The sequence below is a fragment of the Mesorhizobium sp. M3A.F.Ca.ET.080.04.2.1 genome (genome assembly GCF_003952525.1).
In the GTDB taxonomy this organism is placed as follows: Bacteria; Pseudomonadota; Alphaproteobacteria; order Rhizobiales; family Rhizobiaceae; genus Mesorhizobium.
The window spans coordinates 40,845-55,663 of sequence record NZ_CP034451.1 but is presented as its reverse complement, the minus strand read 5'-3'; the positions used below and the strand labels follow the sequence as shown (position 1 = coordinate 55,663).

Genomic DNA, 14,819 nt, shown 5'->3' with positions numbered 1-14,819 from the left:
ACCGATGTCCCGTCATCAATTCGTGCATGAACTGGAAAGCGCCGCCGACCATATCGCGGACGCTTCGCGGGCCGATTTGCAAGTGCTGCTGCGGAGGGCCGCGCTGCTGTTCAGAAACATTGGCGGGCTCAGCCTCGATCCGCAAACCGACGAGGCATTGACCGGCCTGGCTGCCGAGATGGGCCAGGCCAAGCCGGATCTGGTGGAGACAATCGTTGGCGAGTGGCTGGTGGCTAACGCTTATCTGCCGGTGCCGCGCCAGTTGGATGAAGAAAGCACTGTGGATGGCAATGCATGATCAGCCCGCCAAGGCAAAAATCGCGAGTACGTGGGCCGCGAGGTCATAACGCCAAGACGCCGCACATGGACAAGGCTACCTAGGCCGGGAACATTTTAGGGACATTGAATGTTCCATCCCATGGACAGCCGAGACCAACTCTCAGCAGAACAATCAAGATCCGCACGGGCTTTGTTGAACTGGTCCCGCGTGAGACTGGCTGCCAAGGCCAATCTTAGCGAAATGACCATCGGCGAATTTGAAAACGGGATTAGGAAAGCGAACCCACGTAGTGTCGCCGCTATGCGCCGGGCTTTGGAGGACGCGGGAATTGTCTTTAACGTTGAGGGGATCCCATCGCTGGCGCGCTCTGAGGATCACAATAGTGTGGTCGCCACCGACAATAGAAATTGGCGCCGTCGCCGGTAGTCAAAACGCACGCGGTGGCAACACTGCTTTACTGGGACTTATTGCTCCCAAAAGTCCTTTAGCGAGGCGTGCCGCAGATTCTCCTCGCCCTTCAGGAATTTGACCCGGCCGACCAGACCTGGCTTCAGCCATTCGGCCTTTTTCTTCGCCAGCCCCTTCGGCGGCGGAGCGCCGGCCCTGCCCTGCACGCGGTCCCAAAGCAGCTGACGCTTGTCGGCTTTAAAGGTAACGAAGGCGCCTCCCATGTAGCGGCCGTTATCAGAAAGCAGCACCATGGGCGGTTTGCCGGCCTCTCGCTTCACGCCGATGATATCCATTTCCTTTTCGACGTAGCACTTGATCTTGCGCCAGTTCATCGTCGAGCCGCTGCGGTAGACGCTGTCCAGCCGTTTCGAAACGATGCCTTCCAAGCCCGCCTCGCAGGCGAGATGGTAGACGGCGTCACCAGTGCCCGGCAACGCTTCGCTGAATTGGATATGACCGCAGGCGGGAATGAGTGCCTGCAGGATTTCGAGCCGGTCCTTCAGCACCATGTCGCGCAGATCGTGGCCGTTGAGATGCAGGAGATCGAACGCGACCAGGTAGAGATCCTGCGGTCGCCTTGTGATCGCCGAGCGCAGCGCATGGAAGTCGGACAAACCGGCTTCGTTGGCAACGATTGTCTCCCCTTCGATGATGAAGCTTTCCGCCTCGATCGACTTCGCCTCCGCGGCGAGCGGTCGATATTTGGCCGTCCAGTCTATTCCGGTCTTGGTGTAGAGGCGGATGCCGTCAGCGTCCTTGATGAGCTGGGTGCGATAGCCGTCGAATTTGACTTCGTGGCTCCATCCGTCGTCCTTGGGCGGCTGCTCGACGAGCTCGGGCTCCATCGGACGAACGAAGGACAGCCGGGCGCCGCCGGCAGGCTTACGCATCGAAAACCCCACGCGATACTCGAATTTGATTCAATATCGCACAGCCCCAAGCGTTCCGTTAGCGATTGCTGAAAAAGCAGGTTGGAACGTTCGTGCCAAGTCGCGGTTTTCCTCTTCTACGAAGGAACAGCGCTGAGACGGACGACAAGAGCAAACGGGATTTCCACGACCGCGATCGCGTTTCGGCAGATGAGGAATACGAGGTCCGCAATTTCGCCAAAGCGGCACCGCATCACGCCCCACCAGGTTAGGGAGTTGATCGGCGAGCACGGCAACGACCGTAAGACGTTGGAGCGCGAGGCCAGGAAATTGCACGGATGACGAAGCTTTCGGACCTTGGGCCTCCCATCGCCGGGCGCCGACATGGTCGCGACCCTCGCAGCAAACAGGATCACTTCTACGCCTGCAGGAAGTGCGGCCAGCCGGTCGATCGCGATCTCCGCCAAATCATTTGGCATGAACAGCCAGACCATGAGCCGCTTGAACTGGACAGTTGATCGCGGATTGTTTCAGGGGCGCGGAACCAATTTCGCGCGCCGAAGTTAGCAAGCGCTGTTACGGTGGACTCACGCGATGCTGCTTGCCTTGGACGATGCGATCTCGACGGTTGTTTTGGCCGGGAGAGGCGCAGAAGCGGAAATCTTCGGAGTGATCGATCTCACCAGCAAAAATGAAGCCCGGATCGGCGCAATAACCTTAGGGCGCGCCATCCAGTTCGTGGCCAATGCGTCGGTGCTTGGATACGACGTTCGCGGTGCGATGGTTCTCTATGGGGAACCAGGAACGCCGAGCTTACGGGTGTGGGACTGCGAACATCTGTGGGCGCAATACGGTGGTGCACTCCTCCAGCCATAGTGGACTTCGATCCTATTTGAGAACATCCTTCCGAGCGGGGGAAAGGGCTTGGATAGGTCTCGTCACGACAATCGGTCTCATCAATGGCGCAAGCGCGCCGGCGCGAGGCGCTCGCGCGCCCTGCGGTGGGCGAGCGTGCCAAGGCGTCTAATTTTCGTGACTGTCGCGGCGGCCGCTGCCTTGGCTGCACAGACCGCAATGCAGCACAGCGACAGCTTGACCGAGATCAATCTGCAGAACTTGATGGGCGGCCCCAAGCCGCAGCCTATCACCGGCGTCGCATCCGTCATCGACGGCGACACTATCGAGGTCCACGGACAGCGGATCCGCTTCAACGGGATCGACGCGCCGGAGAGCCGCCAATATTGCGACGACGCCAAGGGGTTCGAGTATCCCTGCGGCCGGCGATCGGCCGAAGCGTTGGATGCCTTCCTGGCCGCGTCGAGGCCGGTGCAGTGCACCTTCGTGACCTGGGATCGCTATCACCGCTTCGTCGGGGACTGCCGGCGTGCCGACGGCGCCAGCGTGGCGGCTTGGATGGTCGAGCACGGCCAGGCGCTTGATTGGCCCCGCTACAGCCATGGCGCCTACGCGGCACAACAGGCGGAAGCAGAAACGGCGAAGGTCGGACTATGGGTCGGCAACTTCCAGGCACCCTGGGACTGGCGCGCGTCGCATGCTGACGGCGCGACGTCGAGCCAGCCGCTCGGCGTCGTCAGCCGCAAGGTGGTCGCCCAAGGCGGCAGCTATTCGTGCGAGCCGCGCCGCTACTGTTCTCAGATCAGCTCGTGCGACGAAGCACAGTGGTATCTGCACAACTGCTCGTGGGGCCGGAAGCTTGATCGGGACGGCGACGGCGTGGCGTGCGAGACGCTGTGCTGAAACCAGGACGAGCGTCGCATCCGCTCTTCGTTTAGTCTCAAGGAAGCCGATTGGACGCAGTTGTCTCCGCGCTGCCTGAGACCCAATCCCGCTCTCTCGTGATGGCTTTCCTGGTGCGGCTGCGGATCTTCCACGATCAACCCGCAAGGGGTCCGCTAGCAAGCTGCGGCCGTTCGGCTGACGCCTTCGGGTGATCGCGCCCGCCTCCGCACACTGACGGAGCCATCGAGCGGGAATTGGCCCGCTCCAAGATGGAGCCTCAGATGTCCCACGATCTCACTCTCGCCCAGAAGGCCGCCTGGTCACTCGCCCGCACCCTCATGGCCCCCGTCATCCTCTTCCAGGTCGACGACGAATTTGGCGTCCTGCCCGCCGACGAGCTCGATGGCGCCGACGTCGACATCCTCTTCGAATACGATCCCTATTGCGGCGGCCGGTCGGTTCATTGAACCGACATTGCTCCCCACGCATCCAGGCGGCGCCCAGCGCCGCCATTCTCTTTCTGGCGACCGTTCGCGGCCCCGTCCTCCCCGTGGTCCTGCCGGAGCCAGGCAGCCAGCGCAACGGCTGCGCCGTCCTTCGCTGCCGCTGCGGCCTATGACCACCCCATCGTGCAAGCGCGATGGGGACCCCGGTCGGGTGCGCGGCCCGCCTTCCTGCTCCGCCCAAGCGGACCCCGTGACGGGGCCGCGATCGGCGCGGCCTCCAGAACTGGAGGTTCATGAAATGAGCAGGAAAGAAAAAGCACCGCGCATCGATGTCTATGCGCGCATCACTGACCGCATCGTGGCCGAGCTGGAGAAGGGCGTTCGTCCCTGGATGCAGCCGTGGCATTCGAGCAATGCCATCGGCCGCGTCACCCGGCCGCTCAGGCACAACGGACTGCCCTATAGCGGCATGAACGTGCTGTTGCTTTGGTCGGAGGCTATCGCACGCGGCTTTTCCAGCCCGATGTGGATGACGTTCAAGCAGGCGCTCGAACTCGGCGGCGCGGTCCGCAAGGGTGAGACCGGCTCGATGGTGGTCTTCGCCAGCCGGTTCACCCGGACGGAGACAGACGCCTTGGGCGAGGAGTTTGACCGCGAGATCCCGTTCCTCAAGGCCTATTCCGTCTTCAACGTGGCGCAAATCGATGGCCTGGCGGACCATTTATATGGCCAGCAGGCAGAGCCGGTGCGCGATCCGCTCGCCCGCAGCGCGCATGCCGACCAGTTCTTTGCCAATACCGGCGCTGTGATCCGACACGGCGGTGATCGCGCCTATTTTGCGCCGGCGACCGACCACATCCAGATGCCGCCGTTCCAGACCTTCCGGGACGCTGCGTCATACGTGGCAACGCTCAGCCACGAGGCCACCCATTGGACTTCGGCGCCGCACCGCGCGAATCGCGACCTCAGCCGCTACGCCAAGGACCGAAGCGAACGCGCACGCGAAGAGCTGATCGCAGAGCTCGGAAGCTGCTTCCTCTGCGCCGATCTCGGTATCGTGCCGGAGCTCGAGCCACGCCCGGACCACGCGAGCTATCTTGACTCATGGCTCAAGGTGCTCGCCGACGACAAGCGGGCGATCTTCTCCGCCGCGGCCCATGCGCAGCGCGCCGTCGCCTTCCTGCACGGTCTCCAGCCGGCGGCCGCCGAAGAACGCGAAGCCGCCTGATGTCCATGCATCATCGAAGGGAGAAGGCCGCGTGCCTTCCCCTTCGGCATCGCTTGGCCGTGCCGCTTGATTGAGGCGGATCTTTCGGCACCGGCAAATCATGGCCAGCTCTGGATCAACCAATGCAAGGCATGTACGGTGTCTGACAGGCCTCAAACCAAGCAGCATCTCCTTTCGAAAGCGTCCCCGTCTGCTCGACGGGTTCGTGAATGGGTCGGATATCGCGAATGAATGCGACTAACAGGTGCAAGTGGTCCTTGCCGCCATCTCGAGCGAACGGCATGCGAGCCTCGTGGAACAGCCGAGCGCTTCCAGATCGACAGCAACGTTCGGCCGCGGGATCTCGCGGTACTCAAGGACCTGGCCGATCATTCTCCACGGTCGTCGGAGATGGAGTTACCGGGCTTCATCGAAGCAGCCGTCACAGGCAACGGCGCATCCTGACAGCGGTTAGCGTCAAGTTTTTCGCACCGGCGATACCGTCGGTGCCGAATACCGATACGTGGCAAGCTCGTTCTTTCCGCCCCTTGCAACAGGCCAGCCCCTCTGCGGCTCGATGAGGCATGTCTGACCGGAAACCGGCTGCGCCTCGATCGTTCTCCCGCAACGGCCATCCGCAACTTTCTTCCCCTGCCGGACCCCACCCCACTCGGCTGCCGAGTGGGGCCCCGAGGCGCCGCCATTCCTCGCGCTACCCAAGAAAGCCGCTCCAGGCCGCCCTCCATTGCATTCCGGCCCCAAAGACCACCCCATTGCGCGAGCGCAACGGGGACCCCGGGGGTGCGGTCCGATCGTCTCCGGTCTGTCGACTGCCATCGAGGCCGCGAAGGGCGCGGCCCGAAACCACAAGGAAAGGAACCTCACTATGGCCACTATCGGCACCTTCACCAGCACCGCCAACGGTTTCACCGGCACGATCAAGACCCTCAACCTCAACGTCAAGGCGCGCATCGAGCGGGTCGAGACCCCCTCCGACAAGGGCCCGCACTTCCGCATCTACTCTGCAGCCGTGGAACTGGGCGCCGCCTGGCAGAAGACCGCCAAGGAAACCGAGCGTGACTACCTCTCGGTCAAGCTGGACGATCCGAGCTTCCCGGCCCCGATCTACGCCACCCTGATCGAGGTGGACGGACAGGAAGGCTTACAGCTCATCTGGTCCCGCCCGAACCGCGACTGACCGGCCTACAGCGGCCCTGTCAACCAGACGGGGCCGCTTCGGTATGTCGAGCGGCGGATCTTGGCCGATAACCCCGCAGCTGCTTGGCGCGCAGCAATGCAAGGAAGAAACCTACTGCCTCACCCTCGTTGTCGAAGGAATGCTGGACGGTGCGGCCGCAAGTTCCGATCCGTCCCCATCGGCGGACAACGCAGTTTTGTCCAAACAGCGTCGCCTCGATCGACAGCGCGTAGAACCGGGCCATATTGAGGTTCGGGTCACGCCGTTCGATGTGGAGCCGGTAGTGCAGCGCGTTCATGGCGAACAGAATCGCGCAGCCCAAATCCGGCGTCCAATGATAGGTTTGAATCACTGGGCGCTGATCGATTCATCCCTGTGATGGATCGGGTGGCCTATCAGCCGTTGAGAGCGTCCTTGATCGCCTTCGCTGGCGAGAAGGCGAGCTTCTTCGAAGCTGCGATTTTGATCGTTGCGCCCGTCGACGGATTGCGTCCTTCGCGCGCCGGTGTGGCCTTCACCTTGAACTTGCCGAAGCCCGGAATGCTTGTCTCGGCACCCAAACGCGCGGCGTCCGAAACCTCTTTGAACACGCTCTCCACGATCGCCTTGGCTTGCGCCTTCGTAAGGCCCTGCTCGGTTGCGATCTTGTCAGCGATTTCGGTTGTTGTCGTCATTGTGACACTCCTGAGTGTGGAAACGGTTGTTGCTTACCACGGATTTCATATCCGCGCGCCGGAACCAGATCGCGCGCCCGCATCTCAGCGGCGGGTTGCCGGCCGTGAACACGATCTGCTCGTCCATGCGCATCCGCATGACTTCATGCGGCTGGATCAGCCGGCGGCTCGCGAGCTGCTTCGAACGCGAGCGGGACGATCCCCGCATTCCGGTGGAGCGGTTGGTCTGGTCCACCTCGACCGTGGTGTCGCCACAGCGCTTCGAAATATACTCGGCGGTGTCGGGATCGTTGATCACGGCGAAAGAAATCCAGGACGCCGATTCGAACCATTTCGAGGTGGCGTCACGGCCGCCATAGGTCTCGCGCATCTGGCCGATGGACTGGAAGATCAGGGTCAGCGTGATGCCGTATTTGCGGCCCGCGTCGCGTGCAGTTTCGAGGATACGCATATAGCCGAGCCGCGCCACCTCATCGAGCAGGAAGAGTGCGCGCCCCGTCCCTTTGCCGTTGCGGTTGTAGATGGCGTTGAGCAGGGAGCCGACGATCACGCGCGCAAGGCCGGGATGCGCCTCGAGCACCTTGAGGCTGAGCGCGATGAAGATGTCGGTTCCGCCGTTGGCAAGATCGTCGGTCGAGAAGGCGTCGCCAGAGACGAGCCCGGCATAGTTCGGATAGGAGAGCCAGTGCGTCTCCTTCACTGCATTGGCGTAGACGCCGGAAAACGTCTCGGGCGTCATGTTGACGAACACCGCGACGTTCTCCTTCACGAAGTCGGATTCCGACTGTTCGTATATACACGTCAGCCGCTCGCGCAGCTTCGGCTCCGGCTCGGAGAGGTTCGCCCGCACCCGGCGCAGCGTCTGATCCTTCTCTTGCGTATGCCCGGAGAGGCAGACGTCGGCAATGAGGGCGGTCAGCAGCTGCAGGGCCGACGCCCGGAAGAAGTCGTCACGCGCGGATGCGGTCCGCGCGCTGTCGGTCATGATCCAGGTTGCGACCGCGACGATGTCCTCCTCCTTCGTGCTGCCGAACCTGCCGATCCAGTCAAGCGCGTTGAAGCCGTTCTCAGGCTCGGATGGATCCAGGACGATCGTGGTGTGGCCGGCCTTGCGCCGGTGCTCGATTACCATCGGCGCGACCTCGCTCGACGGATCGAGCACGACGAGGCTGCCACCCCATTTCAACGCGGTCGGGATCGTCACCGACGTCGTCTTGAAGCCGCCGGAGCCGGCGAAGACGATGCCATGCGACGATCCGAAACTGCCGTCGAAGCAGAGCAGTGGCCTCTTGCCGCCCGCTCCCCATGTCTCCCGTTCGTCGGCGCGGAACGACCGGCCCGCCACATGATCTCGATCAACGCGATAACGTTCGCCGATGACGATGCCGCCGTCGTCCGGAAAGAGCTTCGCCGCGTCGCTCAAGCTCATCCAGCTGGACTCGCCATGGATCGCCCGCGCGCCGTGCACACGGCGCGGCGTGGGTTTCGCGAAGGCGGCGTTGCCCTTGAGTGCGACACGCAGGGCAAAGACGCCGGCGAGGAATGCGCCGGCAGCACCTATCGACGTCACCGGATCGGCATAGGCGGATTCCCCGGCCGGCACGATGCCTGCAATCCCGACAAGCCGGATCGCCTCGCGCGTTGCTGCGATCAGAACGACCGCGGCACTGCCTGCGACGACACTCCAGCCTGCCGACCTGATGTTCGCCGATCCGTTGGCCGTGAACAGCGTGATCACTCCGAGCGTAGCCGCCGCGGCATAGGGAAGGGCGAGACCGATGCGTCCGAGCACCATCTTCGCCTGCGCAGTCGTTCCGAACGCCGCCAGCCAGTGCTCTACGCCTGGGAGAAGAACCGTCGCTGCCAACATGATCGCACCGGGTACTGTCGCGAGCAGAACCTTATTCGCTGTCATGGCCGAAGGCCTCCGCGCCAAGCGCGGCAAGACGCGCACGCTCTGCGTCGTCGCCTTGTATGCGTCGGCTGGCGTCGATCAGCAGTCCGAGCAGCAAGGCGCGCTTCTCGTAGCGAAGCCCGGCCTTCACGATCAGGCCGCCGAGCTCGATCTTCTCGCGCGTGTCCTTCTTGCGCGCATCGGTCATTGCGGAGCGGTGCATGCGTTCAAGCCTTGCCAGCGCCGCCCGCAGCCGCGCCAGCTTCGACCGCCGCGGTTGCGGCGCCGGCGCTCCTTCCATCGCCTGCGTTCTTCTTTCCGGTCGCTTCGCCCTTGCCGCCGCGAAAGCGCTTCGCGACCTCCTCGAATGCCGCCTGAAGCGCGGCCTCCTCGATCTCAATCTCGCCGAGACCGGCCCTCAGCGCGATCCGGCCGATGCGCTCGGCCTCGCGAGTCTCGGCCAGCCGAAGCTGTTCCTGCAAACGCGCGATTTCTTCCCTGATTTTCGATGAAGGCTTTTTCATTCCGGTCGGCCCTCGCTGGTGCTTGAAGCAAAGCTGCAAGGCCAAGATCAACGAGGGAGGCGCAGAGCGCAGCCCCGTTTATTCTACAGTCGGCAAAGCCGACGCTTTTGGAGATCATCCCGGTCGTTCCGAAGGAGCGGCTCCAAGGGCGCAATTATACGTCGCGGACGCGACGTCTTGTTTTGCACAGCCCAAACCGCCCGCCGATCCCGACGAACAGGGTTCGCATTCGGGAGCAATCGTCGCTGTGGCCATCGCGCACTTCTCAGCCAGCATCGTTAGCCGCGGCGACGGCCGCAGCGCCGTGCTGTCGGCGGCGTATCGCCACTGCGCCAGGATGGAGTTCGAGCGCGAGGCCCGGACCGTCGACTACACGCGGAAGGAAGGACTCCTGCATGAAGAGTTCCTGTTGCCGGCGGACGCGCCGCAATGGGTGCGCAGCCTGATCGCGGATCGTTCGGTCGCCGGCGCATCCGAGGCCTTCTGGAACAAGGTCGAGGCCTTCGAAAAACGCGCCGATGCGCAGCTCGCCAAGGATCTTACTATCGCCCTGCCGCTGGAGCTGTCGGCCGAGCAGAATATCGCGCTCGTGCGCGATTTCGTGGAGCGGCACATCCTGTCAAAGGGCATGGTGGCGGATTGGGTCTATCACGACAATCCAGGCAATCCGCACATCCACCTGATGATGACATTGCGGCCCCTGACGGAGGACGGTTTCGGCGCGAAGAAGGTCGCGGTGCTGGGCGAGGAAGGACAGCCCCTCCGGACGAAAGGCGGGAAGATCGTCTACGAGCTATGGGCTGGCGGGAGCGACGACTTTAACGCTTTTCGTAATGCCTGGTTCGAGCGGCTCAATCATCATCTGGCTCTCAACGACATCGAGCTTCACGTCGATGGGCGATCCTACGAGAAGCAGGGTATCGACCTCGTTCCAACAATTCACGTCGGCGTCGGCGCCAGGGCGATCGAGCGCAAAGCTGAGGTGCAAGGTCGCAAGCCGGAGCTAGAGCGCATCGAAGTCCAGCACGATAGCCGCGCGGAGAACGCCCGGCGTATTCAGCAAAATCCCACACTCGTGCTGGATCTTATCACGCGCGAGAAGAGCGTCTTCGACGAGCGCGACGTGGCACGTGTACTTCACCGCTATATCGACGATGCCGGCCTGTTCCGGAACCTGATGGCGCGCGTTCTCCAAGACCGTGAAATCCTGCGTCTGGAGCGCGAACGCATCTCGCTTGCTACCGGCGTCCGGGAACCGGCGAAATACACGACACGCGAGCTGATCCGGTTGGAAGCTCAGATGGCAACTCGTGCGATCTGGCTCTCGCGCTCCTCGCATGGTGTCACAAAGCGCATCCTCGAGCAGACATTTTCGCGACACGAGGGGCTATCGCAGGAGCAGCGCTCCGCGATCGAGCATGTCGCCGGCGGCGCACGGATTGCGGCGGTCGTGGGCCGCGCCGGCGCGGGCAAGACCACCATGATGAAAGCGGCGCGCGAGGCGTGGGAAGCCGCCGGCTATCGTGTCATCGGCGCAGCACTTGCCGGCAAGGCCGCCGAGGGGCTGGAGAAGGAAGCGGGCATCGCTTCACGCACGCTCTCGTCATGGGAACTGCGTTGGAAAGGGCAGCGTGACCGCCTCAATGAAAGAACCGTCTTGGTTCTGGATGAGGCCGGCATGGTGTCGTCACGGCAGCTGGCGACTTTCGTCGAAGCTGTCACCAGCGCCGGCGCCAAGCTGGTGCTGGTCGGCGATCCCGATCAGCTTCAGCCGATCGAAGCGGGTGCGGCGTTCCGGGCGATTACCGATCGGATCGGCTATGCCGAGCTTGGAACGATCTTCCGCCAACGGGAAGACTGGATGCGCACAGCATCGATGGATCTCGCACGCGGTGATGTCGGCGAGGCCCTCGCCGCATACGACAATGCCGGCATGGTGCGCACCGCGTGGAGCAGGGACGAGGCCATCGGCTCGCTGATCGACGACTGGAATAGTGAATACGATCCGGCTGGGACCTCGCTCATCCTCGCCCACCGGCGGCGTGATGTGCGCACGCTCAACGAACTGGCGCGCGAGAAGCTGGTCGAGCGCGGCATCGTCGGTGAGGGTTTTGCCTTCCGGACGGAAGACGGCGTCCGCCAGTTCGCCGCCGGCGACAGGGTCGTGTTCCTGAAGAACGAGGGATCGCTCGGCCTCAAGAACGGCATGCTGGCGACCGTCGTCGAGGCAGCGCCTGGCCGGATCGTCGCCGCAATCGGGCAGGGCGATGATCGCCGTCAGGTCGTCATCGAACAGCGCTTCTATGCCAATGTAGATCACGGCTATGCCACGACGGTCCACAAGTCCCAGGGGGCCACCGTCGACGACGTCAAGGTGCTCGCCTCCGGCACCATGGACCGGCACCTCACCTATGTCGCGCTCACGCGTCATCGTGATGCCGCGCGGCTCTATGTCGGCCTCGACGAGTTCACCAATCGCGGCGGCGTGCTCGTCGATCACGGCGCAGCGCCGTTCGAGCACAAGCCGGAGAATAAGGAGAGCTACTTCATCACGCTCGAAACCGCAGATGGGAAGCGGAACACGATCTGGGGTGTCGACCTCAAGCGCGCGATGGCCGAGGCAAGCCCAAGAATTGGCGACCGGATCGGCCTCGATCATAAGGGCTCGCACAAGGTCCGCCTTCCCGACGGAAACAAGGTAAAGCGCCACGAGTGGAAGGTCGTCGGCGTCAGGGAGCTTGCGCTCTCCAGGATGACGGAGCGCCTGTCGCGTGATGGGTCCAAGGAAACGACGCTCGACTATGAGCGGGCACCGTCCTATCGCGCGGCTCTGCGCTTTACCGAAACACGCGGCTTCAATCTCATGAACGTCGCTCGGACCATCGTGCGTGACCGTCTGGAATGGACGGTCCGGCAGAGGCAGCGCCTTGCCGATCTCGGCTCAAAGCTGCTGGCGATCGGCGCACGGCTCGGGCTCGTTTCCGGCCTGCGGGCAGAATCTCAATCCACCAGCATGAAGAAGGCGAGGCCGATGGTTGCCGGCATCACGATCCATCCGAAATCCCTCGAACAGGCTGTCGAGGACAAGCTCGCCGCCGATCCCGCGTTGAAGAAGCAATGGGACGAGGTCTCCACCCGCTTCCGGCTGGTCTTCGCCGATCCGGAAACCGCCTTCCGGGCCGTCAATGTGGACGCCATGCTGAAGGACAGCGCAGCCGCGAAATCCATGCTGGCGACGATCGGAAACAAGCCGGAGGGATTCGGTGCGCTCAAGGGCAAGACCGGCATTTTCGCCACCCGCGCCGACAAGGCGGATAGGGAAACGGCGACAGTCAATTCGCCGGCGCTCGCTCGCGATCTCGCACGCTATCTCGAAATACGCGAGGCCGCCATGCAGCGCCTCGAGACCGAGGAGAAGGCGCTGCGGCATCGCGTCTCAATCGACATCCCGGCGCTGTCTCCAGCCGCCCGTACGGTGCTCGAGCGAGTGCGCGATGCGATCGACAGAAACGATCTGCCAGCCGCTCTCGGCTACACGCTCGCGGACCGCGAGGCGAAGCAGCAGATCGACGCCTTCAACAAGGCCGTTGGCGAACGGTTCGGCGAGCGGACGCTTCTGACCAACGCCGCGCGCGAGCCGTCCGGCAGGCTCTTCCAGTCACTCGCCAGAGGACTTCAGCCGGCGGAGACGGAGCGCCTGCAGGACGCTTGGCCGATGATGCGGGCCGCGCAGCAGCTAGCCGCCCAGGAGCGCACCATCGCGACGCTGAAGGAGGCTGAAGACATCAAGCTTTCGCAGCGGCAGGCACCGGTCATGAAGCCATGAATAGCTGTCGCGCCATTGCGCTGGTCTGCGTTCCGGTCGCTCTTGCACTCATCGTGTCGGCGACCGCCTTGGCCGGTGGCTATCGGCTCAACCTGACGCCCAGCGAACCGCTCGGGCTCTGGCGGATCGAGACACTCGATCGTCCAGCGGCGGTCGGAGATATTGTGTTCATCTGCCCGCCTGCGTCTGGGCCGTTCCTTCAGGCACTTGAGCGCGGGTATCTGCGTCGCGGCCTCTGTGCCGGCGGCTTCGCGCCGCTGATCAAAACCGTCGTTGCGATTTCTGGCGAGTGCATCGACGTCGGTGAAAATGTCGCCGTGGATGGCAGGCCGATCCCTTCATCCCGCGTCCGTATGACTGATGGCGAGGGCAGGGCGATCGAGTCCTATCCCGGCGGCATCGTGCCTCCCGCCCATCTCTTCCTCCACTCATCCTTTGCGAGTTCCTATGACTCCCGATATTTTGGCCCGATCCCGGCGTCGGGCCTTCTCGGCCTTGCGCGCCCAGTCTTTACCTTCGATCCCGGCCAGGCTCCGCTCGCCACTCCTCGTCGCCGTCTCGATCGTTGTCGGCATGGTGGGCTGGAGCGGCCAAGTGCTTGCGCTTCCAGTCGCGATTATCTTTCCAGCGCTATGGGCGCACTCGCCCTCACGGCTGGTCGCCGGCCTGATGTCGGCTGGGTATTTCCTTGCTGCCTCGCGCGGACTGCCGCAGGGGGTGGCGAATTTCTACGCCGCCGATGTCTGGTCCGGCCTTTTGCTCTGGATTGCTGCGTCCCTTGCCTTCATGGCCGTGCATACGGTGCTCTGGGCAAAGCGACCGGAACAGGGGCGTCCACGAAGGATTGCGCTGCGATATCTGGCGGCGATGGTGCTGACGGGGCTGCCGCCCTTCGGCATCACCGGCTGGGCGAACCCGCTGACGGCAGCTGGCGTGCTGTTTCCAGGGTGCGGATGGTGGGGGCTTGCGGCTACCACCACTGGCCTCGCGATGATGACATCGCGATTCTGGCCGGCTGCAGTTCTTGCCTTGTCAGGCTTTTGGCTCTGGTCCGCCGCAACGTGGACGCAACCCGATCTACCGCAGGCATGGCAGGGCGTCGACCTTAAATATGGAGTGAGCCTCGGTCGCGACGCTTCGCTCGAGCGTCATCGTGGTCTGGTCGCAATTGTTCGGGCTCTGGCCGATGATGGAACGCGCTTCGTTGTTCTACCCGAAAGCGCCCTCGGCTTCTGGACGCCGACAGTCAAACACCTCTGGCAGAACGGGTTGCAAGGAACGGACCTCAGCGTGATCGCCGGCGCGGCCGTCATCGACGAGCGCGGCTACGTCAATGTCATGGTCGCGATCTCCGCACACGATGCCCATGTCATCTATCGCGAACGCATGCCGGTTCCCGTATCGATGTGGCAGCCCTGGCGCGCTTGGTTTGGGCAGGACGGCGGAGCCCGTGCCAATTTCTTTGCTAACCCGGTTGTCGAACTCTCCGGAACGAAAATAGCGGCGTTGATCTGCTACGAGCAGCTCATCGTCTGGCCTGCCCTCCAGTCCATGCTGTATTCGCCCGATCTCATTGTCGCGACCGGTAATGGCTGGTGGACCGCCGGTACTTCAATCGCAGCAATCCAGCAAGCCAGCGCGACCGCCTGGGCGAGGCTCTTCGCCGTGCCGATCGTCATGGCTTTCAACAAATAAGCACAGGAGAAGCCCG

The 14,819-nt window shown here is 63.2% G+C and carries 16 protein-coding genes and 1 pseudogene; 10 read left to right on the top strand and 7 right to left on the bottom strand.

From position 1 onward, the window contains the following. The first annotated feature begins 4 nt into the window (after nt 1-4). Entirely contained in the window at nt 5-298 is a 294-nt protein-coding gene (locus EJ074_RS00280) for a hypothetical protein (protein ID WP_129552505.1), read from the top strand. A gap of 108 nt (nt 299-406) precedes the next feature. Next, entirely contained in the window at nt 407-706 is a 300-nt protein-coding gene (locus tag EJ074_RS00275) for a helix-turn-helix transcriptional regulator (RefSeq protein WP_348626982.1), read from the top strand. Between the two features lie 38 nt (nt 707-744). Here the strand turns inward: EJ074_RS00275 and EJ074_RS00270 are convergent, their stop codons facing one another. Both EJ074_RS00270 and EJ074_RS30700 read right to left on the bottom strand, forming a co-directional pair. Continuing rightward, complete coding sequence (locus tag EJ074_RS00270; RefSeq protein WP_129552504.1) at nt 745-1,620, bottom strand: ATP-dependent DNA ligase; 876 nt, start codon at nt 1,618-1,620, stop codon at nt 745-747. 116 nt (nt 1,621-1,736) lie between these two features. Then, complete coding sequence (locus tag EJ074_RS30700) at nt 1,737-2,093, bottom strand: hypothetical protein (protein ID WP_165349799.1); 357 nt, start codon at nt 2,091-2,093, stop codon at nt 1,737-1,739. Between the two features lie 100 nt (nt 2,094-2,193). Here EJ074_RS30700 and EJ074_RS00255 point away from each other — a divergent pair, with 100 nt between their 5' ends. The 5 genes from EJ074_RS00255 (at nt 2,194) to EJ074_RS00230 (ending at nt 6,190) form a co-directional block, all read left to right on the top strand. Continuing rightward, a complete protein-coding gene (locus EJ074_RS00255; protein WP_129552502.1) occupies nt 2,194-2,475 on the top strand; it encodes a hypothetical protein in 282 nt (93 codons plus the stop codon). A gap of 156 nt (nt 2,476-2,631) precedes the next feature. Beyond that, nucleotides 2,632-3,357, top strand: coding sequence for a thermonuclease family protein (locus tag EJ074_RS00250; protein WP_245454763.1), 726 nt, complete (start codon nt 2,632-2,634; stop codon nt 3,355-3,357). 263 nt (nt 3,358-3,620) lie between these two features. After that, nucleotides 3,621-3,806, top strand: coding sequence for a hypothetical protein (locus tag EJ074_RS00245; protein WP_129552500.1), 186 nt, complete (start codon nt 3,621-3,623; stop codon nt 3,804-3,806). Between the two features lie 277 nt (nt 3,807-4,083). Continuing rightward, a complete protein-coding gene (locus tag EJ074_RS00240) occupies nt 4,084-5,013 on the top strand; it encodes a zincin-like metallopeptidase domain-containing protein (protein WP_129552499.1) in 930 nt (309 codons plus the stop codon). Between the two features lie 865 nt (nt 5,014-5,878). Then, entirely contained in the window at nt 5,879-6,190 is a 312-nt protein-coding gene (locus EJ074_RS00230) for a DUF736 domain-containing protein (protein WP_129552497.1), read from the top strand. Between the two features lie 19 nt (nt 6,191-6,209). Here EJ074_RS00230 and EJ074_RS00225 read toward each other — a convergent pair whose 3' ends face one another. The 5 genes from EJ074_RS00225 to traC form a co-directional block, all read right to left on the bottom strand. Next, complete coding sequence (locus tag EJ074_RS00225; protein ID WP_129552496.1) at nt 6,210-6,488, bottom strand: WGR domain-containing protein; 279 nt, start codon at nt 6,486-6,488, stop codon at nt 6,210-6,212. 97 nt (nt 6,489-6,585) lie between these two features. Next, the gene (locus tag EJ074_RS00220) at nt 6,586-6,864 is read right to left on the bottom strand and encodes an HU family DNA-binding protein (protein WP_129552495.1); all 279 of its coding nucleotides are present in this window, start codon (nt 6,862-6,864) and stop codon (nt 6,586-6,588) included. Then, nucleotides 6,839-8,779: a Ti-type conjugative transfer system protein TraG gene (gene traG, locus EJ074_RS00215; protein ID WP_129552494.1), complete on the bottom strand. Its 1,941-nt coding sequence runs from the start codon at nt 8,777-8,779 to the stop codon at nt 6,839-6,841. The genes EJ074_RS00220 and traG overlap by 26 nt, the downstream gene beginning before the upstream one ends. Further along, nucleotides 8,766-8,981: a type IV conjugative transfer system coupling protein TraD gene (locus tag EJ074_RS00210; RefSeq protein WP_165349798.1), complete on the bottom strand. Its 216-nt coding sequence runs from the start codon at nt 8,979-8,981 to the stop codon at nt 8,766-8,768. The genes traG and EJ074_RS00210 overlap by 14 nt, the downstream gene beginning before the upstream one ends. A gap of 4 nt (nt 8,982-8,985) precedes the next feature. Further along, entirely contained in the window at nt 8,986-9,282 is a 297-nt protein-coding gene (gene traC, locus EJ074_RS00205; protein ID WP_129552493.1) for a conjugal transfer protein TraC, read from the bottom strand. A gap of 247 nt (nt 9,283-9,529) precedes the next feature. Here traC and traA point away from each other — a divergent pair, with 247 nt between their 5' ends. The 3 genes and pseudogenes from traA to EJ074_RS29990 all read left to right on the top strand — a co-directional run bounded on the left by traA (nt 9,530) and on the right by EJ074_RS29990 (nt 14,803). After that, nucleotides 9,530-13,108, top strand: a complete 3,579-nt coding sequence (traA, locus tag EJ074_RS00200; protein ID WP_129552492.1) for a Ti-type conjugative transfer relaxase TraA — start codon at nt 9,530-9,532, stop codon at nt 13,106-13,108. Beyond that, nucleotides 13,105-13,632 (top strand): annotated as a pseudogene (gene traF, locus EJ074_RS29995) (conjugative transfer signal peptidase TraF); the annotation flags it as partial. The gene traA and the pseudogene traF, both read left to right, overlap by 4 nt. After that, the gene (locus EJ074_RS29990; RefSeq protein WP_129552491.1) at nt 13,556-14,803 is read left to right on the top strand and encodes a conjugal transfer protein TraB; all 1,248 of its coding nucleotides are present in this window, start codon (nt 13,556-13,558) and stop codon (nt 14,801-14,803) included. The pseudogene traF and the gene EJ074_RS29990, both read left to right, overlap by 77 nt. Nucleotides 14,804-14,819 lie beyond the last annotated feature (16 nt).